This window comes from Pseudomonas marvdashtae, assembly GCF_014268655.2.
In the GTDB taxonomy this organism is placed as follows: domain Bacteria; phylum Pseudomonadota; class Gammaproteobacteria; order Pseudomonadales; family Pseudomonadaceae; genus Aquipseudomonas; species Aquipseudomonas marvdashtae.
Window position 1 is genome coordinate 327,978 of sequence record NZ_JABWQX020000001.1, and the last position, 25,891, is coordinate 353,868.

Genomic DNA, 25,891 nt, shown 5'->3' on the forward strand with positions numbered 1-25,891 from the left:
TGGCAAATACGCGCTACCTGATACAACGCATGGGGGCTGCTGCGCAGCCCAGCGGGAGCAAGCTCCCTCGCCACAAAAGCTTAAAAGCCCCAGAGCCCAAGAAACCGAAGATATCGGTCGATGCTTCAGGCGCTCATCACTTCCCGAATATCCGCCGCCAATTCCCGCACTCGCGCTTCCTCGGTGTCCCAGGAGCACATGAAGCGTGCGCCGCCCTTGCCGATGAAGGTGTAGAAGCGCCAGCCCTTGGCAGTCAGCGCGGCGATAGCCGGTTCCGACAATTGCAGGAATACGCCGTTGGCCTGGACCGGGAACATCAGTTCCACGCCGGGAATGTCGCTCACCAGTTTCGCCAGCAATTGCGCGCAGTGATTGGCGTGGCGAGCGTGCTTGAGCCACGCATCGTTCTGTAGCAGGCCGACCCAGGGCGCGGAGAGGAAGCGCATCTTCGAAGCCAGTTGCCCGGCCTGTTTGCAGCGGTAGTCGAAGTCTTCGGCCAGGTCATGGTTGAAGAACAGGATCGCCTCGCCTACCGCCATGCCGTTTTTCGTGCCGCCGAAGCACAACACGTCCACGCCGGCTTTCCAGGTCAGGTCCGCCGGGGAGCAGCCGAGGAACGCGCAGGCGTTGGAGAATCGAGCGCCATCCATGTGCAGGTTCAGCCCCAGCTCCTTGCAGGTGACGCTGATCGCGCGAATTTCTTCCGGGGTATAGACGCTGCCGACTTCCGTGGCCTGGGTCAGGGTCACGACGCGCGGCTTGGGATAGTGGATGTCCTGGCGCTTGAGGGCGATCTCGCGGATTGATTCCGGGGTCAGCTTGCCGTTTTCGGTGCGTGCCACCAGTAACTTGGAGCCGTTGGAGAAGAACTCCGGCGCGCCGCATTCGTCGGTTTCGACGTGGGCGGTTTCCGAGCAGATCACGCTGTGGTAACTCTGGCACAGCGATGACAGGGCCAGGGAGTTGGCCGCCGTGCCGTTGAACGCAAAGAACACTTCGCAGTCGGTTTCGAACAAGGCACGGAAATCATCCGCCGCGCGGTGGGTCCATTCGTCATCGCCATAGGCGCGCTGGTGGCCCTGGTTGGCTTCTTCCATGGCCGCCCAGGCTTCGGGGCAAATGCCGGAATAGTTGTCGCTGGCGAATTGTTGACTCTTGTCGGTCATGGCCTTGCTCCTTGAATAGAGAGTCCTGGGTAAGAGATCCCTGGCGGAATTCCCGGATGAGGGGTTCCATGGTTCGGCGTGCTTGAGTGCGCAACGCCGTGATCGATGTGGTGCGCACTTTACCCAAGATTAGCGAGGGAGCACATGGGATGTTTCTGTCAGAAAATCACAAAATCATCGGGCTACTGAGCACATGAGCCAACGCGACGTTGCCCTGGACCTGCTCAAGTGGTTGGCACTGTTATCGATGGTCCTCGATCATCTGCGATATGTCGGTTTTTCCGTCGATTGGCTCTATGTGCCGGGGCGGCTGGCGTTTCCGTGGTTCTGCCTGGCGATGGCGGCCAATCTGGCGCGCAGTGGCGCCGGCACCGCTTCGTGGCGTTACTTGGGTTGGCTGTTGTTGTTCAGCGCCGTCAGCGAAGTCCCCTACCGTTTATTCATCCCTAACCCCGTCACCTTGAATGTAATGCCAACGCTGGTGCTGGGGCTGTTGGTGGCGCGCTGTTGGCAGGCGCCAACCTTGGAAGCCCGATGCCTGGCCGCGGTGGCGTTGCTGTTGGCGGCGCTGTTCTCGTCGCGACTGATGTTCGGCCTCTTCGGCGTGTTGCTGCCGTTGGCGATGTTGCTGGTGTTTCGCCGGCCCTGGTATTTCGCGTTATTGCCGGGGTTGGTGTGCCTGGCCGCCAATCAATGGCGGGTGCTGTATGGCGCGGCGTGGCTGGGGGATGCGGTGGCTATTTGGGGATTAGTGACTTGCCTGTTTGCGCCATGGTTGGGGCTGGTGATTCTGCGCCAGGCCGGTCGTGTTCATCCTCCGCCGATGCGGCGTTGGGCTTATGCGCTGTACCCCGCGCATTTCCTGCTGTTGCTCGCGGTTCGCCAGATCACCACAGGGCCGGTGCTCCATTCCATTTGAGCGCATGTCGTAAACGCACCTTTGCGTGGCGTCCATAGGCATTTGACCTGCCTGCGCCGGCCATACCATCGCATCCAAAGGGCACGACCGAAACGGTCCGTGCCTCACCGAGACGAAAGGCGCACCGCCGCCGCTGGGAGAGACGCGATGTTCAGCAAGCAAGACCAAATCCAAGGCTACGATGATGCACTGCTGGCGGCGATGAACGCCGAAGAGCAACGCCAGGAAGATCACATCGAGCTGATCGCGTCAGAGAACTACACCAGCAAGCGCGTGATGCAGGCCCAAGGCAGTGGCTTGACCAACAAGTACGCCGAAGGTTATCCGGGCAAGCGCTACTACGGTGGCTGCGAGCACGTGGATAAAGTCGAAGCCCTGGCCATCGAGCGCGCCAAGCAGTTGTTCGGCGCCGATTACGCCAACGTCCAGCCGCACTCCGGTTCGTCGGCCAACAGCGCCGTGTACCTGGCCCTGTTGCAAGCCGGCGACACCATCCTGGGCATGAGCCTGGCCCATGGCGGTCACCTGACCCACGGCGCCAAGGTGTCGTCCTCGGGCAAGCTCTACAACGCGGTGCAGTACGGCATCGACACCACCACTGGCCTTATCGACTACGACGAAGTCGAGCGCCTGGCGGTTGAGTGCAAACCGAAAATGATCGTCGCCGGTTTCTCCGCTTACTCCAAGACCCTGGATTTCCCACGTTTCCGCCAGATCGCCGACAAGGTCGGCGCGCTGCTGTTCGTCGACATGGCCCACGTCGCCGGCCTGGTTGCCGCTGGCCTGTACCCGAATCCGCTGCCGTACGCCGACGTGGTCACCACCACCACCCACAAGACCCTGCGCGGTCCACGTGGCGGCCTGATCCTGGCCAAGGCCAACGAAGAAATCGAGAAGAAGCTCAACGCCGCCGTATTCCCCGGCGCCCAGGGCGGCCCGCTGATGCACGTGATCGCCGGCAAGGCGGTGTGCTTCAAGGAAGCGGCGGAGCCTGGCTTCAAGGCTTATCAGCAGCAGGTGATTGATAACGCCCAGGCCATGGCTGGCGTGTTCATCAAGCGCGGCTACGATGTAGTGTCCGGCGGCACCGATAACCACTTGTTCCTGGTCAGCCTGATCCGTCAAGGCTTGACCGGCAAGGACGCCGACGCCGCCCTGGGCCGCGCCCACATCACCGTCAACAAGAACGCCGTGCCGAACGACCCGCAGTCGCCGTTCGTGACCTCGGGCCTGCGTATCGGCACCCCGGCGGTGACCACCCGTGGCTTCAAGGTCAGCCAGTGCGTCACCCTGGCCGGCTGGATCTGCGACATTCTCGACAACCTCGGCGATGCCGATGTCGAGGCCAATGTCGCGCAGCAAGTGGCGGCCCTGTGCGCGGACTTCCCGGTTTATCGCTGAGTCGGTTTTGGAGTAATGACTATGCAACGCTATTCGGGCTTCGGCCTCTTCAAACACTCACTCAGCCATCACGAAAACTGGCAGCGGATGTGGCGCACGCCGACCCCGAAAAAAGTCTACGACGTGGTCATCGTCGGCGGTGGCGGGCATGGCCTGGCGACCGCCTACTACCTGGCCAAGGAGCACGGCATCACCAATGTGGCCGTGGTCGAGAAGGGCTGGTTGGGCGGCGGTAACACCGCGCGCAACACCACCATCGTGCGCTCCAACTACCTGTGGGATGAATCGGCCCACTTGTACGAACACGCGATGAAACTCTGGGAAGGCCTGTCCCAGGACCTGAACTACAACGTGATGTTCTCCCAGCGTGGCGTCTACAACCTGTGCCACACCCTGCAGGACATTCGTGATTCGGAGCGTCGCGTCAGCGCCAACCGCCTCAATGGCGTGGACGGCGAGCTGCTCAACGCCAAGCAAGTGGCCGACGAGATCCCATACCTGGATTGCTCGAAAAACACCCGCTACCCGGTGATGGGCGCCACCGTCCAGCGTCGCGGCGGCGTGGCCCGTCACGATGCCGTGGCCTGGGGCTTTGCCCGGGCGGCGGACGCCTTGGGCGTGGACCTGATCCAGCAGACCGAAGTGATCGGTTTCCGCAAGGAAAACGGTATTTGCATCGGCGTGGAAACCAACAAGGGCTTCATCGGCGCCAAGCGCGTCGGCGTGGTCACTGCCGGTAACTCCGGGCACATGGCCAAGCTCGCCGGCTTCCGCCTGCCGATCGAATCCCACCCGCTGCAAGCGCTGGTGTCCGAGCCGATCAAGCCGATCATCGACAGCGTGATCATGTCCAACGCCGTGCACGGCTACATCAGTCAGTCCGACAAGGGCGACCTGGTGATCGGTGCCGGTATCGACGGCTACAACGGCTACGGCCAGCGTGGCTCGTACCCGGTGATCGAACACACGGTCCAGGCCATCGTCGAGATGTTCCCGGTGCTCTCGCGGGTGCGCATGAACCGCCAGTGGGGCGGCATCGTCGACACCACGCCGGATGCTTGCCCGATCATCTCCAAGACCCCGGTGCCGAACATGTTCTTCAACTGCGGTTGGGGCACTGGCGGCTTCAAGGCGACACCTGGCTCGGGCAACGTGTTTGCCGCGAGTCTGGCCAAGGGTGAAATGCACCCATTGGCTGCACCTTTCTCCATCGACCGTTTCCATAACGGTGCGTTGATCGATGAACACGGCGCTGCTGCGGTTGCCCACTAACAGGAGAAATCCCCATGTTGCATATCTTCTGTCCTCACTGCGGCGAACTGCGCTCCGAAGAGGAATTCCATGCATCCGGCCAGGCGCATATTCCGCGTCCGCTGGATCCGAACGCCTGCACCGACGAGGAGTGGGGCGACTACATGTTCTTCCGTGACAACCCACGCGGGTTGCACCATGAACTGTGGGATCACGTCGCCGGTTGCCGCCAGTACTTCAACGTGACCCGTGACACCGTGACCTACGAGATTCTCGAAACCTACAAGATCGGTCAAAAGCCGCAATTCACCGACAAGACTGACAGCCCGAAAGCGGCCGCACAGGCTCTGGGAGAGAAGGTATGAGCCAGATCAATCGCCTGTCCAACGGCGGACGGATCGACCGCAATAAAGTGCTGACATTCACCTTTAACGGCCAGAGCTACAAAGGCTTCGAGGGCGATTCCCTGGCCGCCGCGTTGCTGGCCAACGGTGTCGACATCATCGGCCGCAGCTTCAAATATTCGCGTCCGCGCGGCATTTACGCCGCCGGTGCCGAAGAGCCGAACGCAGTGCTGCAGATCGGTGCCACCGAAGCCACGCAGATTCCTAACGTGCGCGCCACGCAACAAGCCTTGTACCAGGGCTTGGTCGCCACCAGCACCAACGGCTGGCCGAACGTGAACAACGACATGATGGGGATTCTCGGCAAGGTCGGCGGCAAGCTGATGCCGCCGGGCTTCTACTACAAAACCTTCATGTACCCGCAATCGTTCTGGATGACCTACGAGAAGTACATCCGTAAGGCTGCCGGCCTGGGTCGCTCGCCGACCGAGAACGATCCGGACACCTACGACTACATGAACCGTCATTGCGACGTGCTGATCGTTGGCGCCGGCCCCGCTGGCCTGGCTGCCGCATTGGCCGCGGCTCGCAGCGGTGCCCGCGTCATCCTGGCGGATGAGCAGGAAGAGTTCGGCGGCAGCCTGCTCGACTCCCGCGAGAGCCTGGACGGCAAGCCAGCGACCGAATGGGTCGCTGCCGTAGTGGCTGAACTGCGCTCGATGCCCGAAGTGGTGTTGCTGCCTCGCGCCACGGTGAACGGTTACCACGACCATAACTTCCTGACCATCCACGAGCGCCTCACCGACCACCTCGGCGACCGCGCACCGATCGGCCAGGTCCGCCAGCGCATCAACCGCGTCCGCGCCAAGCGTGTGGTGCTGGCGACCGGTGCCTGCGAGCGGCCGCTGGTCTACGGCAACAACGACGTGCCGGGCAACATGCTGGCCGGCGCAGTGTCCACCTACGTGCGTCGCTACGGCGTGGCACCGGGCAAGAAACTGGTGCTGAGCACCAACAACGACCACGCCTATCGCGTGGCCCTGGACTGGTTCGACGCCGGCCTGCAAGTAGTGGCCGTGGCCGATGCTCGCAGCAACCCACGTGGCGCGCTGGTGGAAGAAGCCCGCGCCAAGGGCATCCGTATCCTCACCGGCAGCGCCGTGATCGAGGCCCGTGGCAGCAAGCGCGTCACTGGGGCACGTGTTGCCGCGATCGACGTTCGCGCCCACAAAGTCACCAGTCCTGGCGAATGGCTGGACTGCGACCTGGTGGCCAGTTCCGGCGGCTACAGCCCGGTGGTGCACCTGGCTTCGCATCTGGGCGGCAAACCGATCTGGCGGGAAGACATCCTCGGTTTCGTACCGGGCGAAGCACCGCAAAAGCGCGTCTGCGTCGGTGGTGTGAACGGCGTCTACAGCCTCGGCGATAGCTTGGCCGACGGTTTTGAAGGCGGCGTGCGGGCGGCCAGCGAAGCCGGCTTCAAGGCCGTGGAGGGCGTGTTGCCCAAGGCCCTGAGCCGTCACGAAGAGCCGACCCTGGCGCTGTTCCAGGTGCCTCATGAAAAAACCACCGCACGGGCGCCGAAGCAATTCGTCGACCTGCAGAACGACGTCACCGCCGCCGCCATCGAACTTGCCACCCGCGAGGGCTTCGAGTCGGTGGAACACGTCAAGCGCTACACCGCACTGGGCTTCGGCACCGACCAGGGCAAGCTGGGCAACGTCAACGGCCTGGCCATCGCGGCCCGTTCGTTGAACGTGAGCATCCCGCAGATGGGCACCACCATGTTCCGTCCGAACTACACGCCGGTGACCTTCGGCGCGGTGGCGGGCCGGCATTGCGGGCATATCTTCGAGCCGGTGCGCTTCACCGCGCTGCAGGCCTGGCATGTGAAGAACGGTGCCGAGTTCGAAGACGTCGGCCAGTGGAAGCGTCCTTGGTACTTCCCGAAGAACGGCGAAGACATGCATGCCGCGGTCAAGCGCGAATGCAAGGCCGTGCGTGACAGCGTTGGCCTGCTCGACGCCTCGACCCTGGGCAAGATCGACATCCAGGGCCCGGATGCCCGTGAGTTTCTCAACCGCGTCTACACCAACGCCTGGACCAAGCTCGACGTGGGCAAGGCCCGCTACGGCCTGATGTGCAAGGAAGACGGCATGGTCTTCGACGACGGCGTAACGGCCTGTCTGGCGGACAACCACTTCCTGATGACCACCACCACCGGCGGCGCGGCGCGCGTGCTGCAATGGCTGGAAATCTACCACCAGACCGAATGGCCGGACCTGAAGGTGTACTTCACCTCGGTCACCGACCACTGGGCGACCATGACCCTGTCGGGTCCCAACAGCCGCAAGCTTTTGAGCCACGTCACCGACATCGACCTGGACAAGGACGCGTTCCCGTTCATGACCTGGAAGGAAGGCCTAGTGGGCGGCGTACCGGCCCGGGTGTTCCGGATCTCGTTCACCGGTGAACTGTCGTACGAAATCAACGTGCAGGCCGACTACGCCATGGGCGTGCTCGAACAGATCGTCGAGGCTGGGAAGCAATACAACCTGACCCCGTATGGCACCGAGACCATGCACGTATTGCGGGCCGAGAAGGGCTTCATCATCGTCGGCCAGGACACTGACAGCTCGATGACCCCGGACGACCTGAACATGGGCTGGTGTGTCGGCCGGACCAAACCGTTCTCGTGGATCGGCTGGCGTGGCATGAATCGCGAAGATTGCGTGCGGCAAGAGCGCAAGCAATTGGTGGGCCTCAAGCCGATCGACCCGAATGTCTGGCTGCCGGAAGGCGCGCAACTGGTGTTCAACACCAAGCAGGCGATCCCGATGACCATGGTTGGCCACGTGACCTCCAGCTATGCGCATAACTCCCTGGGTTATTCGTTCGCCATGGGTGTGGTCAAGGGCGGCCTCAAGCGGATGGGCGAGCGGGTGTTCGCGCCATTGGCCGATGGCCGGGTGATCGAGGCAGAGATCGTTTCTTCGGTGTTCTTCGATCCGAAGGGCGATCGGCAGAATATTTGATACCTGACCGTTCCCACGCAGAGTGTGGGAACGATCAATCTACGAGACAGGTGCTCCATATGACCGCAGCCAACGTGTACCAACAACGCCCAACCACCGGGGCCAAGGCCGAGTCGTCGCTGCACCATGCCGACCTCGCCAGCCTGGTAGGCAAGGGCCGCAAGAACGCCGGTGTGACCGTGCGCGAGAAAAAACTCCTGGGCCACCTGACGATTCGTGGCGACGGCCACGACCCGGCGTTTGCTGCCGGCGTGCACAAGGCCCTGGGCCTGGAACTGCCAGGTGCGCTGGCCGTGATTATCAAGGGCGAAACCAGCCTGCAATGGCTCGGCCCGGATGAATGGTTGCTGGTGGTGCCCACTGGCGAAGAATTCGCCGCCGAGCAGAAACTGCGTGAAGCCCTGGGCGACCTGCACATCCAGATCGTCAACGTCAGCGGCGGCCAGCAGATCCTCGAACTGTCCGGCCCGAACGTGCGCGACGTGCTGATGAAATCCACCAGCTACGATGTACACCCAAGCAACTTCCCGGTGGGCAAGGCCGTGGGCACGGTGTTCGCCAAGTCGCAACTGGTGATTCGCCACACCGCCGAAGACACCTGGGAACTGGTGATCCGTCGCAGCTTCTCCGATTACTGGTGGCTGTGGTTGCAGGATGCCGCGGCTGAGTATGGGTTGAGCGTGCAGGCCTGAAACACTAAGGGCCAAAGCCGACCACCTTTGTGGCGAGGGGATTTATCCCCGCTGGGCTGCGCAGCAGACCCCAGACTTGCTACTTCAGAGTCTCAGGTTGATTACATCAAGTTTTTGGGGCTGCTTCGCAGCCCAGCGGGGATAAATCCCCTCGCCACAGGGTTCTGTGTTTAGCGGGGGATTTGTCCATAACGAACAGGAGTCACCGCAATGAGCCGCGCCCCAGACACATGGATCTTGACTGCCGACTGCCCCAGCGTGCTCGGCACGGTGGACGCGGTGACCCGCTTTCTGTTCGAGCAGGGCTGCTATGTCACCGAGCACCATTCCTTCGACGACCGGCTCTCGGCGCGTTTCTTCATTCGCGTGGAATTTCGCCAGCCCGACGGTTTTGACGAGCAGAGCTTCCGCGCAGGCCTGGCCGAGCGTGCGCAAGCCTTCGGCATGGTCTTCGAACTGACGCCACCCAACTACCGGCCCAAAGTGGTGATCATGGTCTCCAAGGCCGATCACTGCCTCAACGATTTGCTCTATCGCCAGCGCATCGGCCAATTGTCCATGGACGTGGTGGCCGTGGTCTCCAACCACCCCGATCTCAAGCCGTTGGCCGACTGGCACCAGATTCCCTACTACCATTTCCCCCTGGACCCGAACGACAAGCCTTCCCAGGAGCGGCAGGTGTGGCAGGTGATTGAAGACACCGGTGCCGAGCTGGTGATCCTTGCCCGCTACATGCAAGTGCTGTCGCCGGAGTTGTGCCGCAAGCTCGACGGCAAGGCGATCAATATCCATCACTCGCTGCTGCCGGGCTTCAAGGGCGCCAAGCCGTATCACCAGGCCTACAACAAAGGCGTGAAACTGGTGGGCGCCACGGCGCACTACATCAACAACGACCTGGACGAAGGCCCGATCATCGCCCAGGGCGTGGAGGTGGTGGACCACAGCCACTATCCCGAGGACCTGATCGCCAAGGGCCGGGACATCGAAGGGCTGACCTTGGCCCGGGCGGTGGGGTATCACATTGAGCGACGAGTGTTCTTGAACGCCAATCGTACCGTGGTGCTTTAGCCACAAGCTTCAAGCCGCAAGAAAAGGCGGTATGCGTGCTTCTTGCGGCTTGTAGCTTTCCGCTTGAAGCTCAGGCATCAAACCCGAGCAATCAACGCGCTGCCTGCCTGGGCAACGCAGTTCCACAAAAACAACAGCGAGGTGAAAGCATGTCTGGTAATCGTGGTGTCGTGTATCTCGGCAACGGCAAGGTCGAAGTACAGAAAATCGACTATCCAAAAATGCAGGACCCGCGCGGCAGGAAGATTGAGCACGGTGTCATCCTGCGCGTGGTCTCCACCAACATCTGCGGCTCCGACCAACACATGGTGCGCGGCCGTACCACTGCCCAGACTGGCCTGGTCCTGGGGCACGAGATCACCGGTGAAGTGATTGAAAAGGGCAGCGACGTCGAGAACCTGAAAATCGGTGACCTGGTGTCGGTGCCATTCAACGTGGCTTGCGGGCGCTGCCGTTCCTGCAAAGAGCAACACACCGGTGTCTGCCTGACCGTCAACCCGGCCCGTGCCGGCGGTGCCTACGGTTACGTGGACATGGGCGACTGGACCGGCGGCCAGGCCGAATACGTGCTGGTGCCGTACGCCGACTTCAACCTGCTGAAACTGCCGGACCGCGACAAGGCCATGGAGAAAATCCGTGACCTGACCTGCCTGTCCGACATCCTGCCCACCGGCTACCACGGCGCCGTCACCGCCGGTGTTGGTCCTGGCAGCACCGTCTACATCGCCGGTGCCGGCCCGGTTGGCCTGGCGGCCGCCGCTTCCGCTCGCCTGCTGGGCGCAGCGGTGGTGATCATCGGCGACGTCAACTCCGTCCGCCTGGCCCACGCCAAGGCCCAGGGTTTTGAAATCGTCGACCTGTCCACCGACACGCCGTTGCACGAACAAATCGCCGCGCTGCTGGGTGAGCCGGAAGTGGACTGCGCTGTCGATTGCGTGGGCTTCGAAGCCCGCGGCCACGGCCATGACGGCGTCAAGCACGAAGCCCCGGCCACCGTGCTCAACTCGTTGATGGGCGTGGTCCGCGTCGCCGGCAAGATCGGCATCCCCGGTCTTTACGTCACCGAAGACCCTGGCGCCGTCGATGCGGCGGCGAAAATGGGCAGCCTGAGCATCCGCTTCGGCCTGGGTTGGGCCAAATCCCACAGCTTCCACACCGGCCAGACGCCAGTGATGAAGTACAACCGCCAGCTGATGCAGGCGATCATGTGGGACCGTATCAACATTGCTGAAATCGTGGGTGTGCAGGTGATCAGCCTGGATGACGCGCCAAAGGGCTATGGCGAGTTCGATGCGGGCGTGCCGAAGAAGTTTGTGATTGACCCGCACAAGTTGTTCAGTGCGGCGTAAGGCTGTAGGCAAGACGGAAAAAGGGCGACAGTGATGTCGTCCTTTTTATTTGACAGGAATTGTCCTCAAGGCTGTTTATTGAGTGTCAGCTGTTTGTTCCTCCAAGCCTGCTGAGGAGGGGGCCCTCATCCACATATTCCTCCCGATAATTATATAAACAGGTGTTCGCTATAGGGTTGGGCGTTGTTAACGTCATTTGGTACTGCGGTTGTAAAAAGTTAGGGCCCACGGCCTCGCCCCGCCAGATAACTTTTCCAGAGGGATCCTTCACAGTGTATTCCTCGGCGACCGGTTGGCCAGGATTGGGCTCTGGCATTAAACGAAACTCTATTTCCCCTACCGCGGGACAGCTTGCTGCGTTCGCAGCATGAGTAACGCCCAGGAGTCCAGCGACGGAAAGTAAACCAGCTATTAAACCGCGCATGTCACGTACTCGCTTGTTGAACGGAGCAATGATGATCGCTGAGCGTCATGCTTGCGCCTACTGTCAGAAATGACAGTAGGTCAGAACAAAAGGAAATAGCCCTGCGGGTTTTCATGCGACGCTTCAGGGGAAGGATCTGTGCGAACCGACGGTTATTCCGGCGTCACTCTCATGGCCTGCATGCCTTTGCTGCCCTTTTCGATTTCAAAAAAGACCGTTTGCTTCTGTTTCAATGTTTTATAACCCTCGCCGGCGATGGCCGAGTAATGAACGAACAATTCCTTGCCTCCTTTGTCGCAAGTGATGAAGCCATAGCCCTTTGCATCGTTAAACCACGTCACGGTTCCTTTGCTTCGGTCGTTCATTTTTATTATTCCTGCTTGCCCGAATGAAGAAAGGCACAGGGACTGTGGCTTGCCCAGGGCCTTGTTTTCCTTGTCAAGGCTGAGCTTAGAGACCGTATGAACAGCTGCCTACTGTCAACGTTGACAGTAGGCAATACCGAGAGGAAATAACGGGTTGCGCGTTGATAGTCGGATGACTCGCGCCGCGGTCATGCCATGGCTACTGCTGGGCAGTCGCAGTCCCGACCCGTTCGCAGAATTCAGGGTAGAAACCTTTGGCGCTGGGGCCTTGGCAATAGTCCTGCGCTTGGGCCAGGGCGTCGCGACTGAAATTCAGGCTGCGCGGCATGCCGGCAAAGGTTTCGTAGCCGCCTTGTTGGGTCTTGATGGCGTCGAAACCCGACATGTCGTAGACCAGCTCCACGTCGTCATCAACGAGCAGTCTCGCCTTGATCGTGACGTGCGTGTATTGCTTGCCCCCAGGTGCGCCATTGAGCGCCGCCAGGCCATGGCCGACTACGCGCAGCATGTGCGCAACCCATGGGTCGGAATTCTCTGTGGACGCTTCGGGACGGTAAAACAGCGTCAGCGCTTGCTGGTCGCGGGTCACTTCGGTCAGGGCCGGGTCTGAGCGCTTGATGCGGTGTTCAATGGTCAGCCAGACTTTGTGTTCTTCGCTGAGGTTGTCCGCTAGTTCGGGGTTCAAGGGCCCACGCTGGCATTCGTTGACGCCCAGGACGATGAGCATGCCTGTCAGGATGACGGCAAGGGTGGCTCCGCCGATTTTTACGTTCATGGACGAACTCTGTTGGGAGACACGGCACTGTACGGTAAAGGAGCCTTGAAGTGCAGGGGCGAAAGGTTGGGCGCTCGATGAGTTACGCTACTCAAAGTTGACTTGGAAATAATCAGCATTAATTAACTCGCAGTTATGAACGTCCGGGCTTTCACAGCGGTTGTTTTCCCAAGGCGAGAATGACGGAACCTGCATCTGGATATCCTTCAGGATTAAATTTATCTCGCCGTATTTGCAGGTAAAGGTAGTCGGGGTGGTGAGTTGTTGATCGTCATCTTCATGGATGACGTATTCGGCTCCGTTGAATACCAATAAAGCAGGGTTGACTGCGTTCACCAGGCTTTGGCTTTGCCAGTCGAGGTCACTCGGTTCATCGACAAAAAAGACATCTTCTAATGCCTCAATATTGCGTTGTATATCGGCGACGGCAGGACACGTTATTTGACCAGCGTAGACTTGGCCGATCATCGCAACTGACAATCCTGCGCTCAGCGCCCATTTATTTAACATCTACGCGCCTCCTGGCTCGGTCATGCTCGATATTTACAGGTCTGTCCGGGCCGCACCACTGTCAGAGTTGACAGTCCTTTATGTCAATTCTGAATTATGTGGGGATATTTATGGGTGCGCTGTTATGGGGCCGAAGATTAAATGGGAAGGCTGAAGTTTCAGATATAGCTGTAGGGCGATTCTGAACTTGATGTGGGAATAGATATAAGCGCCACGACGGAACAATCGCTATTTGCCTCAGTCCAACGCCGTGCTTTTGCGCCGCTTCTTGTGAAGCGGCTTTTTCGCGGTGATCGAGGATGTCGGATGAAAGTTTCGAGCGGTTTTGTACTGTCCTGCCTGCTGTCATTGGCAGCCAGCCCGGCGTTTGCGCAGTTCAACCTGGGTGACGCGGCCAACGTCTTGTCCGCGATGCAAGGCGACGAGCAGGAGGGTGCCGTGGCCGCTGCGCCGAAAGCCGCCGGCTTGCTTAATACCTTGGGCTCGGAGCTGAAGATCACACCGGAACAGGCCGTGGGCGGCGCCGGGGCGATGTTGGGGCTGGCAAAGAATCGGCTCAGCGAGCCGCAGTTTTCCGAACTGAGCAAAAGCGTGCCGGGACTGGATCAGATCGCCGGCAACAGCGCCATCGGCGGGCTCAACGGCCTGGGCGGGTTGCTCGGCGGCGGATCGGACAAGAGCGCCTTGCTCGACGGCCTGCTGGGTAACGTCAAGGACACCGGCGACCTGAACGATGCCTTCAGCGCGCTGGGCATGGACAGCGGCATGATTGGCCAATTTGCCCCGATCATCCTGCAATACCTCGGCCAACAGGGCGTGGCCAGTTCGCTGCTGCAAAACCTCGGCGGTATCTGGGGCACTGGCGCCGGTATCTGATCAGTTGTGCGCGTTGCGCAACGCGGCGATGCGCCGGTCCTTTTCGGCCCAGAGTTGGTTGACCCATTGCTGGACGAATTGGCGAAACACCGGGTCGTTTTCGTAGTCGCCCCGCCACAGCGCAGGATCCAGCTCGCGGGTCTGGATGTCGATGATGACCTTTGGCACGGCGCCGCTGATCAAATCCCAAAACCCAGGTATCCGCTGTTGCGGATACACCACCGTCACGTCCAGCACCGCGTCCAGTTGTTCGCCCATTGCCGCCAGCACGAACGCCACACCGCCGGCCTTGGGCTTGAGCAGGTGGGCGAAGGGCGACTGTTGCTGTTGGCTTTTGGCGGCCGTGAAGCGGGTGCCTTCGAGGTAGTTGACCACGGTGACCGGTTGGCGCTTGAACAGCTCACAGGCTTGCCGGGTGATTTCCAGGTCCTTGCCGGCCATCTCCGGGTTCTTTGCCAGGAACGCCTTGGTGTAGCGCTTCATGAACGGGTAATCCAACGCCCACCAGGCCAGTCCCAGGAACGGCACCCAGATCAGTTCCTTTTTCAGGAAGAACTTGAAGAACGGCGTGCGTCGGTTGAGGGCCTGGACCAGGGCAGGAATGTCCACCCACGACTGGTGATTGCTGATCACCAGGTAAGAAGTGTCGCCGCGCAAGCCTCCACCGCCGCGGATGTCCCATTGAGTGGGAATGCACAGGGCAAAGATCAGCTTGTCGATTTCGGCCCAGGTCTCGGCGATCCACATCACCGCCCACGACGCATAGTCGCGAAAGCGTCCGGGCAGGATCAGCTTGAGCAATGCAAACACCATGAGCGGCCCAAATAGCACCAGGGTGTTGAGCAATAACAACAGGGTGACGAAACAGCCGGTGAGCAGGCGGCGCATACATGACTCTTGCAAACGGGTGGGCGGGCCATGATAAGCAGCTTCGCGTGGCAGGCCAATTCAGTTATTGACGAATGTTTCACTTCGGCCTGGCTAGACTGGGCCAGTCTTTATGGCGAGGAAGCGAGCCCCCTCGCCACAGCTTTAACCGAACGAATTCGTCGGCCACGGTCTAAAATCCCACTCCCACAACGGAAGCTCTTACATGAAATCCATGCTAGCCCTGCTTTCCCTGGTGGCCCTTCCCGTGCTCGCCGCCGAGCCCACCCTGTACGGGCGCTACGAATACATCGCGCTACCGGAAATCGGCGGCGAAGTGCTCAAGGCCAAGATGGACACCGGTGCGTTGACCGCCTCGCTGTCGGCCAAGGACATCGAGACGTTTACCCGTGACGGCGATGACTGGGTGCGGTTTCGCCTGGCGACTAAGGACGCGAGCAACAAAATCTACGAGCACAAGGTCGCGCGCATCAGCAAGATCAAGACCCGTTCCGAAGAGGACGAGGACGACGATGAAAAAATCGCACCCAGCAAACGTCCGGTAGTGGAACTGGAAATGTGCCTGGGTAACGTCAAGCGCACCGTCGAGGTCAATTTGACCGACCGCAGCAGCTTCAACTACCCGTTATTGATCGGTGCCAAGGCCTTGCGCGAGTTTGACGCTGCGATTAACCCGGCGCGGCGGTTTACCGCGGATAAACCGGACTGTTGATTTCCCCGATTGACGTGCTTCGAGGCTTGGGGCACCGTTCCGGCAACTTTACTGTCGGGCTCGGACGCCATGCCTCATATTCTGATTGTCGAAGACGAAGCTGCTATTGCCGATACGCTGGTGTTTGCCCTGCAGGGCGAGGGCTTCGACACCACTTGGTTGAGCCTTGGCGCAGCGGCCCTGGAGCACCAGAAAAATACCCCGGCGGACCTGATTATTCTCGACGTGGGCCTGCCGGATATCAGCGGTTTCGAGACGTGTAAGAATCTCAGACGTTTCAGCGACGTTCCGGTAATTTTTCTTACGGCTCGGGATGGGGAGATCGACCGGGTGGTGGGCCTGGAGATCGGTGCCGATGATTATGTGGTCAAGCCCTTCAGCCCTCGGGAAGTGGCCGCCAGGGTCCGCGCCATTCTCAAGCGAGTGGCGCCAAGGCCCGTCGTGGAAACGGGTTCGGCATTGTTCCAGGTGGACAACGATCGCGTGCAAATCAGCTATCGCGGCAAACCGTTGAACCTCACCCGCCATGAGTTTCGCCTGTTGCACTGCCTGTTGGAGCAACCCGAACGGGTCTTCAGTCGTGAACAGTTGCTTGATGCCCTGGGCGTGCCCAGCGATGCCGGGTATGAACGCAGTATCGACAGCCACATCAAGAGTCTGCGCGCCAAGTTGCGGCTGGTCAGGACCGAGGCCGAACCGATCCAGACCCATCGAGGCCTGGGTTACAGCTACAGCCCGGGGCACAGCTGATGCCGCTGGGCATTCGGATCTTCCTCGCCTACGTGCTGTTTATCGGCTTGGCCGGTTATTTCGTGCTCAACACGGTGATGGAGGAAATCCGCCCCGGCGTGCGCCAGTCCACCGAAGAGACGCTGGTGGACACGGCCAACCTGATGGCCGAGATCCTGCGGGACGACTTCAAGGCCGGGACGCTCAGCCAGAATCGCTGGCCGCAATTGCTCAGATCCTACGGTGAGCGCCAGCCGGCGGCGACGATCTGGGGGCTGCCAAAAAACCAGGTCAGCCATCGGATCTACGTCACCGATGCCAACGGTATTGTGGTGCTCGACTCAAGCGGCGTGGCGGTGGGCCAGGATTATTCACGCTGGAATGACGTCTACCTGACCCTTCGCGGCCACTACGGCGCCCGTTCGACGCGCAGTGATCCGGATGATCCAGCGTCCTCGGTGATGCACGTCGGGGCACCGATCCGTGACAACGGCCGGATCATCGGCGTGGTCACCGTCGCCAAGCCTAACAGTTCGCTGCAACCTTATATCGATCGCACGGAGCGGCGTCTGCTGCTCTATGGCGCCGGGCTGATCGGCCTGGGCTTGTTGCTGGGCGCGGCGTTGTCATGGTGGCTTAGCGCGGCACTGCGGCGTTTGACGAGCTACGCCCAGGCGGTCAGCCAAGGACGTCGGGTGGAGGTGCCGCATTATCGCGGCGGTGAGTTCGAGCAACTGGCGGGCGCCGTTGAGCACATGCGCACCCAACTCGAAGGCAAGGCCTACGTCGAGCGTTATGTGCACACCCTGACCCACGAACTCAAGAGCCCGCTGGCCGCGATTCGCGGTGCCGCCGAGCTGCTCCAGAGCGACATGCCCGCTGCCCAGCGCCAACGTTTTGTCAGCAATATCGACAGCGAAAGCGTGCGCATGCAGCAATTGATCGAACGCCTGCTGAACTTGGCCCAGGTCGAACAGCGCCAAGGGCTTGAAGACATCGTCGAAGTGCCGTTGGCGGCGCTGGTGGATGAGCTGCTCGAAGCCCGTGGCGGCTGGATCGAAAACCGTCAGTTGCGCATAGAACGGCACATAGCCGCCGACCTGGCGCTGACTGGAGAAGCGTTCTTGTTGCGTCAGGCCTTGGGCAACCTGCTGGAAAATGCCTTGGACTTCACGCCGGTCGAAGGGCTGTTGCGCATCAGCGCCGAGCGCCTCGGCAAGCGCGTCGAGCTCCGGTTATTCAATCAGGCCGAGCCGATTCCCGACTACGCGCTGCCGCGCCTGAGCGAGCGGTTCTATTCCCTGCCGCGCCCCGGCACCGGTCGCAAGAGCACAGGGCTGGGTTTGAACTTCGTCGAGGAAGTGGTGCAGTTGCACGGTGGCGAATTCACCATTGGCAATGTCGAGGGCGGAGTCGAGGTGGTGCTCCGTTTGCCCTGAACCCACAGGTTTCACGTTGATCAGGTGAATGCAGTCTCCACACAATCTCCACATTCCACTCATAAAGCACTCACACGGCCTCGCCAGACTCTCTCCATTCGAACAGGGAGAGCCCCACATGAACCGCAGTCTCGCCATAAAACTGGGCATGATCGCCCTATTGATTCTTTTGCTGATGATCCCGCTGTTGATGATCAACGGCCTGATTGACGAGCGCCAAGAGTTGCGTGATGGGGTGTTGCAGGATATTGCCCGCAGCTCCAGTCATAGCCAGCAGTTGATCGGGCCGATGATCGTGGTGCCGTTTCGCAAGGACGTGAAAGTCTGGAACACCAATGAGAAGACCGGCGTGCGGTTCCTGGAAACCGTCGAGCAAACCGGTGAGATGTATTTTCTGCCGGAGCAATTCGAGCTCGACGGGCAGATCCGTACTGAAACCCGGGCCCGGGGGATCTACGAAGCGCGATTGTTCCACGCCGACAATCGGATCGATGGGCGCTTCAAAGTGCCGGAACGCTATGGCATCGCCCCGAAGGATTTTGCCGATTACCGTTTTGACGAGCCGTACCTCAGTGTCGGTATCAGCGACATCCGCGGCATCGAGAATGCCCTGACCCTGACGCTGAACCAGCAGACGGTCGACTTCCTGCCCGGCTCGCGACTCGGCTGGCTGGGGCAGGGCGTCCACGTGCCGCTGCCGATGATCACCGCCCAGGGCAGTCCTGAGTTGACGTTCGGTTTCGACCTGCGGCTGCAAGGCACCGGCGAGCTGCAGATCCTGCCGGTGGGCAAGTCTACCAAAGTGCACCTGGCCGCCGATTGGCCGCACCCCAGCTTCATCGGCAACTATTTGCCGGTCAAACGCGAAATCAATGAGCAGGGTTTCAGCGCTGACTGGCAGACTTCGTTTTTTTCCACCAACCTCCTGGAAACCCTGCAAGCCTGTGAGCCAAGCGATGGTTGCGAGGCATTCCGCAGCCGGGCCTTCGGCGTGAGTTTCGTCGACCCGGTGGATCAGTATCTGAAAAGCGATCGGGCGATCAAATATGCGCTGCTGTTTATCGCGCTGACCTTCGCCGGGTTCTTCCTCTTCGAAGTGCTCAAGAGCCTGGCGGTGCATCCGGTTCAGTACGCGTTGGTCGGTGTGGCGCTGGCATTCTTCTATCTACTGCTGTTATCGCTGTCGGAACACATCGGCTTCACCTTGGCGTATCTGGTATCGGCCAGTGCTTGCGTGTTGCTGATCGGGTTCTATGTCTGCCATGTGTTGCGCAGCGTGAGTCACGGCCTGGGTTTTTCGGCGGGCCTGGCGGGGTTGTACGGTTTGCTCTACGGGCTGTTGAGCGCTGAGGACTATGCGCTGTTGATGGGCTCGCTGCTGCTGTTCAGCCTGCTCGGGGTGTTCATGGTGCTGACGCGCAAGCTGGACTGGTACGGGGTCGGGGCGAAGCCAGCAGCTGCGATGAGCTTCGATCTGGGGGAGGTGAAATGAGCCGGTCGCTGGGGTTGCGGGACGATCAGCGGGTGCGGGAAGCGTTGGTGATGCAGATTGCCGGGTTGTTTGCGGCTCAACCGTGTTGGCCGGTTCACGAGCAATCCCGCTCCCACAACGAACACGCAAGACATGTGGGAAGGGGCTTGTTCGCGAGGAGGCCTATACAGCCAAGGCAGATTTAAACCTTGGGCACCGTTTCGATCATCGACGGCCGCAAACTGACTTCGGCAAACCACTGCGCTAGCTGAGGATTGGCCTTGCGCCACTCCAGGTCCTGGTGGCGCAGGTCCAGGTAACCCAAGGCGCACGCCACGCTGATGGAAGCAACGTCGAAATGGCTGGCCAGCTCGGCAATCGCCTCGGCTTCAAGCGTGGCCAAGGCGCGGCGAATCTTGTCGCGTTGCGCGTCGAGCCATTCGTCCCAGTGTTTTTCCGCCGGGCGTAGCGCGGTTTCGTAACGGATCATCACGGCCGCATCCATGATCCCGTCGGCCAGCGATGCCAGGGTCAGGCGCCGCCAGCGGGCCGCGCCATCCCGGGGAATCAAAGGGTTGCCGACGTGCTGGTGGTCGAGGTAGTCGAGGATGACGCGGCTGTCGTGGATCACGCTGCCATTGGCCAAGCGCAGGGCAGGGATCTTGCTCAGCGGATTGTCGCCGATCAGCGCTCGGTCTGGCTTGACCGGCGAGAGTTGGCTGAGCTGCAAGGCCACGCGGTCCTGCTGGCCGGTTTCATGCAGCAATACCTGGACCTTGCGGACGAAGGGCGAAGCAGGGTTGTGGAACAGGGTCATGCTGGGGGTGGACATGCAAACATCCTCGGTTGACGGGCTAGGCGTAGCCTAGACAGTTACGCAGCGGCTGGCGAGCGGCCAGTTGAGTCCCGCTGTGCTCGGCGAGTCATCCTCGTTTAATTAACCCCCAAGTCCCTAGAACGGTTGGGATTCCCAATCCAACCCAGCTCATCGCATCCCACGCCCCATCGCCCAGCAGCGCTGAAAACAGTCCCGCCGCGCTAAGCGCGCCGATCACCACCGGGATACCAAACACCTTCCAGAAACTCGACTGCCGAGGCTTCACGGGGCAACCTCCGCACCGACGGTTGCGCGCTTGGCGGCTTTACGCCGTACCAGCCACAGATAAACGCCACTGCCCAGGACGATAATCGTCAGCACATCCAGGGTTGCCCAGAAAATCTGCATCGGCCGGCCGCCGTAGTCGCCGAAATGCAATGGCAGGGACAGGCTCATCACGTCCATGTACCACGGCCGCTCGGCCACGGCGGTGACGTCCAGGGTGGTCGCATCGATCAACACGGGCGTCAGCAGATGCGAGGTCAGGTGGGTGTCGCCTTTCATGAAGACGCTGTAATGGTGCTCGCTGGAAAACAGCGTGCCGGGGAAGGCGATGAAACTCGGCTCCATGCCCGGCGCGACGCCCTTGGCGATGTCCAGCAATCGGGTGGCTGGGGCCAATTGTGTCAGCGGTGGGGCGTTGCGATAGGGTTCGACCATGGCGCTGAGGCTGTCGTTGCGCCACGCGGCGATGATCAAATCGGCGCAGGCGGCGATCACGCCGGTCACGCCGACGGTCAGTGCCCAGACCAGCGTGACCACGCCGATCAGGTTGTGCAGGTCCAGCCAGCGCAGGCGCGTGGATTTGTCCTGGCGCACCGTGGCGAACTTCAACCGCCGCATGAACGGCAGGTACAACACCACCCCGGAGATGATGGCGATCACGAACAGAAAACCCATGAATGCCAGCAACAACTTGCCCGGCAGCCCGGCGAACATGTCTACGTGCAGGCGCAGCATGACCATCATGAAACCGCCGTTCGCCGAGGGCATTTCCAGGGCTTCGCCGGTACGCGCGTCGAGCATGAACGTGTGGGAGGAGTTGGGTTCGGTGCCCGGCGTCGGCGCCATGATGGTGATGACGCCATTGGGCTCGTCTTCGTCCCAGCCAAAATACTGGACCACTTCACCCGGGCGATGAGCCTTGGCTTTTTCCACCAGTTGCGCAAGATCCAATGGCGGCGTGCCCGCTGGCATTTCCCGCAGCTCTGGCGCGTCACCCAGCAGGTGCTCGATTTCATGATGGAAAATCAGCGGCAGCCCGGTGATCGCCAGCATCAGCAGGAACACCGTGCAAATCAGGCTGCTCCAGGTGTGGACAAAGGACCAGCGGCGTATGGTTTTGCTTTTCATGATCGATCCGAATGCAAAAGGGTCATGCTGGTGCATGACCCTCTGAAGGTTTGCGCAAATGCTAACCGTTTACCATTTGTAATTCACGCTCGCGACGACGTTGCGTTGGTCGCCGTAGTAGCAGTAGAAGCCATCACAGGTGGACAAATATTCCTTGTTGAAAATGTTCTTGGCATCCACCGCCACGGTGACGCCCTTGAGGGTGTTGTTCAAACGACCCAGGTCGTAGTGGGCCGAGGCGTCATAGACGGTGTAGGAACCGACATGGCCCCAGTCAGTGTTGGTGGTGTTGCCATAGGTGTCGCCGACATAACGTACGCCAGCACCGACACCGAAACCGTCCAGCGGGCCGTTGTGCCAGGTGTAGTCGGCCCACGCGGTGGCCTGGTTGCGCGGCACCTGGGCCATGCGCTTGCCTTCTTCAGCCGCAGTGCCTTTGGTGATCTCGCTGTCGTTGTAGGTATAGGAGCCGATCAGCTTCAGGTTGTCGGTGACGTCGCCGGAGGCTTCCAGTTCGAGGCCGCGTACGCGGACCTCGCCCACTTGGCGAGTGATGTTGTTTTCGGTGACGGAGTTGTTCTGCTGGGTCAGGTCAAACACTGCGGCGGTCAACAGGGTCTTGGTGCCCGGTGGCTGGTATTTGATACCGACTTCGTACTGTTCGCCTTCGGTTGGTTTGAACGAGTCAGTGCTGTTGACGGCTGAACCCGCCACAGCCTGGAACGACTGTGCGAAGGAAATGTACGGCGTCACCCCGTTATCGAAGACGTAGCTCAGCGCCGCGTTGCCGCTGAATTTCTTGTCGCGCTGGGTGTTGGTCGCGTCGTTCTGGTTGTGGAATACAGTGCTGGTGTGAATCCAGTCTTCACGACCACCGAGGGTCAGGCGCCAGTTGTCCAGAGCGATCTGGTCCTGGAGGTACAGGCCAGTCTGGTGAGTTTTTTGGTTGTAGTGGTACATGTCGAAATACTGGACGTTGGAGAAATCCTGTCCGTAAGTCGGGTTGTTGACGTTGCTGGTAGGGACACCACCAGACCCCCATCGCCAGCGAGCGTTGCTATTGGAGCGCTGGTGGTCCAGGCCCAGCAGCAGCGTATGGCTCAAGGCTGCGGTCTGGAAATCGGCCTGGAAGTTGTTATCCACGGCGTATTGGCTGATGTCTTCATCAACAATACTGGCGCTGCGTTTGACGGTGCCATCGGCGCTCACCGATTCGTCCGGGCCATCTGGGGAGAAAGCTCCACCGGCGGAGATACCCTGAAACTCCAGATCGCTCTTGGTATAGCGCAGGTTCTGACGGAACTGCCAAGTGTCGTTCAAGCGATGCTCAAAGTTGTAGCCCAGCGCGTAGTAGGTGCGGTCGTAGAATTCCCAATCCGGATCGCCCAAGTTCTTGTGATGGGAAATCTTGCCCGCCGGTGAAGCCAGTTTGGTGCCTTGCAGTGGCAGGAATTGACCGGTGATGCCGGTGTCGTCGCGGGTGTATTGCGACAAGAACGTCAGACGTGTGTCGTCGTTGATATTCCAGGTCAGGCTCGGGGCGATGTTGTAGCGCTTGTCCGGGATGTGGTCGACCTGGGAATTGCTGTCGCGCACTGTGCCGCTGAGTCGATACAGGAACTGGCCTTCGTCATCGACTTTGCCGGTGCTGTCGAAGTTGATCTGCTTGTGTTCGTAGCTTCCAGCCTGCAATTGGACTTCGTTGCTGCTCTCGGCTTGTGGGCGACGGCTGACCATATCGAGCATGCCGCCAGGTGGCGTCTGGCCGTAGACCGAAGAGGCCGGCCCGCGCAACACAGCGATGCGCTCAAGGTTCCAGGGCTCGATTTTCGTCGTGATGTAGTTGCCCTTGGGCAGCGGTAGGCCATCGAGGAACTGGGTTGGCACGAAGCCGCGCACCAGCAGCCAGTCGTTGCGCGAATCCGAACCGTAGCCGCTGCTTTGCACGCCGGCGGTATAGCGCAGGGCGTCGTTGAGGTTGAGCACGGAGCGCTCGTCCATTTGCTGGCGCGTGATCACCGAAACCGAGCGCGGCAGCTCGACAATCGGCGTATCAGTCTTCGTGCCCGCCGCCGTTCGGGTGGCGACGTAACCTTCGGTCGGTCCCCACGCGGTTTCGCTGACGCCGGCGCCGATCACGCTGGTTTCCGGCAGCACCATCACGCCTTCGGGCACGGCCACCAGGCTGTAGGTGCCGGCGCTGCTTTGCTCCAATTGCAGACCGGTGCCACGCAAGGCCTGACGCAGCGCGCCGGTGGCGTCGAACTGGCCTTGGACCGGTGCCGAAGTTTTGCCCGACGCCAGGGACGGGTTCAGGCTCAGGGCGAGACCGGCCTGGCTGGCGATCTGGTTCAGGGTGCTGGCCAGCGGCGCGGCGGGCAGGTTGTAGGCGCGAACGCCGGAGGCCTGTTCGGCGGCCAGCAACGGGCCGCTGGCCAACGGGCTGGCCAGGGCGATGGCAATAGCCAATAGGCTGGGGCGCAACAGGGTCTCAAACGGGCGGGACATACGGCGGCTCCTGAATGGAAATATTTCTCAATTGCCTGTGTGCCGGATGAAAATCGAAAAGTGATAGGGCTGGATGAAAATTATTTAGATTAAGATTGCACGGGTCGGCGTGGCCGTCGCGAAGACAGGCCCTGAGGGGGATCAACCTCTCACTTCAAGGCTTGGCTTCGGCTCGCGGCCCCACCACGACCCACCAGCGGGTGTGATGCTCGACCTGCACCGGCAATGTCGGTAGCAAAGCGGTCAGCGCCAGATCGGTGTCATGCAGCGGGAAGCTGCCGGTGATGCGCAGGTCCGCCACTTGCGGTTCAACGCCCAGATAGCCGCGTCGATAACGACCCAGCTCATGGACCAGGTCTTCGAGGCGGGCGTTGTCCACCACCAGCATGCCGCGTGTCCAGGCGTCGGCGCCGGGGTTCAGGGCCACTGTTGGCTCCAGGCCGTCCTTGAGCATCAGCACCTGTTGGCCTTCGTACAGGATCTGTTCTTGCTGGGCGCTCTGCGGATGCGCCGCCACGGCGGACTTCAATACGCTCAGGCGGGTGCCCTGGTCTTCGAGCTTGACCAAAAAACGCGTGCCCAACGCGCGCATGCTGCCCTCGCGAGTCTCGACGATGAACGGACGCGGATCGTTGTGACCGGTTTCCACGAGGATTTCGCCTTCCTGCAGGACGATGCGCCGCTGCTTGTCGTCGAAACGCACATCCAATGCACTGTGGGTGTTGAGGTTGATCAGCGTGCCGTCCACCAGGCGCAACGTACGTTGCTCACCGGTGGCGGTGCGCTGGTCGGCCAGCCAATAATCCAGCGGCAAATAACGATCGCCGGCGAACAGCGCCAGCCCGATGACCGCGACGATGCTGGCCAGGCCGCTGCCAACCTTGCGCACCCGGCGCCGGATGCTCGCCTTCGATTGCAGCAGCGCGGCCCGCGCTGGACCACTGGCGATGTTGAAACGCTGGTCGAGCATGCCCAGCTGTTGCCAGGCGCGGGCATGTTCCTCATCGGCCGCGTGCCATTGGGCGAACGCCTCCCGCTCCTGAGGACTGCCGCCGCCTGAATCCAGGGACAACTGCCAGGCGATGGCTGCGTCCAGCACCCGCGCGGAGACCGGTTTGCCATGGGCCGTGTTCATGTCGGCTCACCATAAAGGGCGATGTAGCACTGCTTCAGGCCTTGGGCCAGGTATTGGCGTACCCGTGGCACCGAAACCCCCAGGCGCTCGGCGATTTCGGCGTGGCTGAGGCCGTCGATGCGGTTATAGAGGAAGGCTGTGCGGGCTTTGCTGGACAGTTTGCCGAGCAGGCGATCGATCTGCTTGAGGTCTTCGAGGATCAGTTGCTGTTCTTCCACCGACGGGTGCTCGGCCTCGGGAATCAGCATCAGTTCGGTCAGGTACGCCTGCTCCAGCGCCGCCCGACGGAAGTAATCAAACAGCAGGCCCTTGGCGATCGCGACCAGAAAAGCCCGGGGCTCGCGCGGTGCCGTCAGCTCGCCACGGCCCAGCAGGCGCACGAAGGTGTCCTGGCTCAAGTCCTCGGCGCGCTGCGGGCAGGCCACGTTGCGTCGAAGCCATGCCAGTAACCAGCCGCGATGGTCACGGTACAACGCACCAACCAAATCACTGTGGGAACTGGGGACTGACGACACGGAACATTCACCGACGTATTAAGTAACGAGAATTGTTCGCGATTGTGGCAGAGGCGGGGGAAGGAAAGCAATTGGCGTTGGTCGGGAGT

The 25,891-nt window shown here is 60.8% G+C and carries 24 protein-coding genes; 13 read left to right on the forward strand and 11 right to left on the reverse strand.

Features of this window, described 5'->3' with window-relative positions:
• Positions 1–125: 125 nt before the first annotated feature.
• Positions 126–1,166 carry a threonine aldolase family protein gene (locus HU742_RS01575; RefSeq protein ID WP_186634348.1) on the reverse strand — a complete coding sequence of 347 codons (1,041 nt, stop codon included), beginning with the start codon at positions 1,164–1,166 and terminating at the stop codon, positions 126–128.
• Positions 1,167–1,359: 193 nt separating this feature from the next.
• On the opposite strand from HU742_RS01575, the gene HU742_RS01580 reads away from it, so the two are divergent.
• From HU742_RS01580 to fdhA, 8 genes are all read left to right on the forward strand, one after another.
• A complete protein-coding gene (locus tag HU742_RS01580) occupies positions 1,360–2,085 on the forward strand; it encodes a TraX family protein (protein ID WP_186634351.1) in 726 nt (241 codons plus the stop codon).
• A 147-nt stretch (positions 2,086–2,232) separates the two neighbouring features.
• Complete coding sequence (gene glyA / locus HU742_RS01585) at positions 2,233–3,486, forward strand: serine hydroxymethyltransferase (RefSeq protein WP_186634354.1); 1,254 nt, start codon at positions 2,233–2,235, stop codon at positions 3,484–3,486.
• 21 nt (positions 3,487–3,507) lie between these two features.
• Complete coding sequence (locus HU742_RS01590; RefSeq protein WP_186634357.1) at positions 3,508–4,758, forward strand: sarcosine oxidase subunit beta; 1,251 nt, start codon at positions 3,508–3,510, stop codon at positions 4,756–4,758.
• 14 nt (positions 4,759–4,772) lie between these two features.
• Complete coding sequence (locus tag HU742_RS01595; protein WP_186634360.1) at positions 4,773–5,102, forward strand: sarcosine oxidase subunit delta; 330 nt, start codon at positions 4,773–4,775, stop codon at positions 5,100–5,102.
• Complete coding sequence (locus HU742_RS01600; RefSeq protein WP_186643495.1) at positions 5,099–8,116, forward strand: sarcosine oxidase subunit alpha; 3,018 nt, start codon at positions 5,099–5,101, stop codon at positions 8,114–8,116. Before HU742_RS01595 ends, HU742_RS01600 begins: the two co-directional genes overlap by 4 nt.
• A 59-nt stretch (positions 8,117–8,175) precedes the next feature.
• Entirely contained in the window at positions 8,176–8,808 is a 633-nt protein-coding gene (locus tag HU742_RS01605; RefSeq protein WP_186643496.1) for a sarcosine oxidase subunit gamma, read from the forward strand.
• A gap of 210 nt (positions 8,809–9,018) precedes the next feature.
• Complete coding sequence (purU, locus tag HU742_RS01610; protein ID WP_134926133.1) at positions 9,019–9,876, forward strand: formyltetrahydrofolate deformylase; 858 nt, start codon at positions 9,019–9,021, stop codon at positions 9,874–9,876.
• Between the two features lie 149 nt (positions 9,877–10,025).
• Positions 10,026–11,225: a formaldehyde dehydrogenase, glutathione-independent gene (fdhA, locus tag HU742_RS01615; protein ID WP_123343755.1), complete on the forward strand. Its 1,200-nt coding sequence runs from the start codon at positions 10,026–10,028 to the stop codon at positions 11,223–11,225.
• A gap of 576 nt (positions 11,226–11,801) precedes the next feature.
• Here the strand turns inward: fdhA and HU742_RS01620 are convergent.
• The 3 genes from HU742_RS01620 to HU742_RS01630 all read right to left on the reverse strand — a co-directional run bounded on the left by HU742_RS01620 (position 11,802) and on the right by HU742_RS01630 (position 13,299).
• Positions 11,802–12,014, reverse strand: a complete 213-nt coding sequence (locus HU742_RS01620) for a cold-shock protein (RefSeq protein ID WP_186643497.1) — start codon at positions 12,012–12,014, stop codon at positions 11,802–11,804.
• A gap of 199 nt (positions 12,015–12,213) precedes the next feature.
• The gene (locus HU742_RS01625) at positions 12,214–12,789 is read right to left on the reverse strand and encodes a hypothetical protein (protein ID WP_186643498.1); all 576 of its coding nucleotides are present in this window, start codon (positions 12,787–12,789) and stop codon (positions 12,214–12,216) included.
• An 87-nt stretch (positions 12,790–12,876) separates the two neighbouring features.
• On the reverse strand, positions 12,877–13,299 hold the full coding sequence (locus tag HU742_RS01630) for a DUF3757 domain-containing protein (protein WP_186634371.1): 423 nt from the start codon (positions 13,297–13,299) through the stop codon (positions 12,877–12,879).
• 306 nt (positions 13,300–13,605) lie between these two features.
• On the opposite strand from HU742_RS01630, the gene HU742_RS01635 reads away from it, so the two are divergent.
• Positions 13,606–14,175 carry a DUF2780 domain-containing protein gene (locus HU742_RS01635; protein ID WP_186643499.1) on the forward strand — a complete coding sequence of 190 codons (570 nt, stop codon included), beginning with the start codon at positions 13,606–13,608 and terminating at the stop codon, positions 14,173–14,175.
• Here the strand turns inward: HU742_RS01635 and yihG are convergent, their stop codons facing one another.
• Positions 14,176–15,063 carry a 1-acylglycerol-3-phosphate O-acyltransferase, YihG family gene (gene yihG / locus HU742_RS01640; protein ID WP_186643500.1) on the reverse strand — a complete coding sequence of 296 codons (888 nt, stop codon included), beginning with the start codon at positions 15,061–15,063 and terminating at the stop codon, positions 14,176–14,178.
• Between the two features lie 205 nt (positions 15,064–15,268).
• Here yihG and rloA2 point away from each other — a divergent pair, with 205 nt between their 5' ends.
• The 4 genes from rloA2 (at position 15,269) to creD (ending at position 19,435) form a co-directional block, all read left to right on the forward strand.
• Complete coding sequence (rloA2, locus tag HU742_RS01645; protein ID WP_186634377.1) at positions 15,269–15,775, forward strand: retropepsin-like aspartic peptidase RloA2; 507 nt, start codon at positions 15,269–15,271, stop codon at positions 15,773–15,775.
• Positions 15,776–15,844: 69 nt separating this feature from the next.
• Complete coding sequence (gene creB / locus HU742_RS01650) at positions 15,845–16,525, forward strand: two-component system response regulator CreB (protein ID WP_186634379.1); 681 nt, start codon at positions 15,845–15,847, stop codon at positions 16,523–16,525.
• Positions 16,525–17,943: a two-component system sensor histidine kinase CreC gene (gene creC, locus HU742_RS01655; protein ID WP_186643501.1), complete on the forward strand. Its 1,419-nt coding sequence runs from the start codon at positions 16,525–16,527 to the stop codon at positions 17,941–17,943. The genes creB and creC overlap by 1 nt, the downstream gene beginning before the upstream one ends.
• Positions 17,944–18,061: 118 nt before the next feature.
• Complete coding sequence (gene creD, locus HU742_RS01660; RefSeq protein ID WP_186643502.1) at positions 18,062–19,435, forward strand: cell envelope integrity protein CreD; 1,374 nt, start codon at positions 18,062–18,064, stop codon at positions 19,433–19,435.
• Positions 19,436–19,616: 181 nt separating this feature from the next.
• Here creD and HU742_RS01665 read toward each other — a convergent pair whose 3' ends face one another.
• From HU742_RS01665 to HU742_RS01685, 6 genes are all read right to left on the reverse strand, one after another.
• On the reverse strand, positions 19,617–20,246 hold the full coding sequence (locus HU742_RS01665) for a glutathione S-transferase (RefSeq protein WP_186634383.1): 630 nt from the start codon (positions 20,244–20,246) through the stop codon (positions 19,617–19,619).
• 91 nt (positions 20,247–20,337) lie between these two features.
• Positions 20,338–20,517: a hypothetical protein gene (locus HU742_RS26750; protein ID WP_346656834.1), complete on the reverse strand. Its 180-nt coding sequence runs from the start codon at positions 20,515–20,517 to the stop codon at positions 20,338–20,340.
• Positions 20,514–21,644, reverse strand: coding sequence for a PepSY-associated TM helix domain-containing protein (locus HU742_RS01670; RefSeq protein ID WP_186634385.1), 1,131 nt, complete (start codon positions 21,642–21,644; stop codon positions 20,514–20,516). The genes HU742_RS26750 and HU742_RS01670 overlap by 4 nt, the downstream gene beginning before the upstream one ends.
• A gap of 69 nt (positions 21,645–21,713) precedes the next feature.
• Positions 21,714–24,152, reverse strand: coding sequence for a TonB-dependent siderophore receptor (locus tag HU742_RS01675; protein WP_186643503.1), 2,439 nt, complete (start codon positions 24,150–24,152; stop codon positions 21,714–21,716).
• Positions 24,153–24,306: 154 nt separating this feature from the next.
• Positions 24,307–25,287: a FecR domain-containing protein gene (locus tag HU742_RS01680; RefSeq protein ID WP_186643504.1), complete on the reverse strand. Its 981-nt coding sequence runs from the start codon at positions 25,285–25,287 to the stop codon at positions 24,307–24,309.
• On the reverse strand, positions 25,284–25,802 hold the full coding sequence (locus HU742_RS01685; RefSeq protein ID WP_186643505.1) for an RNA polymerase sigma factor: 519 nt from the start codon (positions 25,800–25,802) through the stop codon (positions 25,284–25,286). Before HU742_RS01685 ends, HU742_RS01680 begins: the two co-directional genes overlap by 4 nt.
• Between the last annotated feature and the right edge of the window lie 89 nt (positions 25,803–25,891).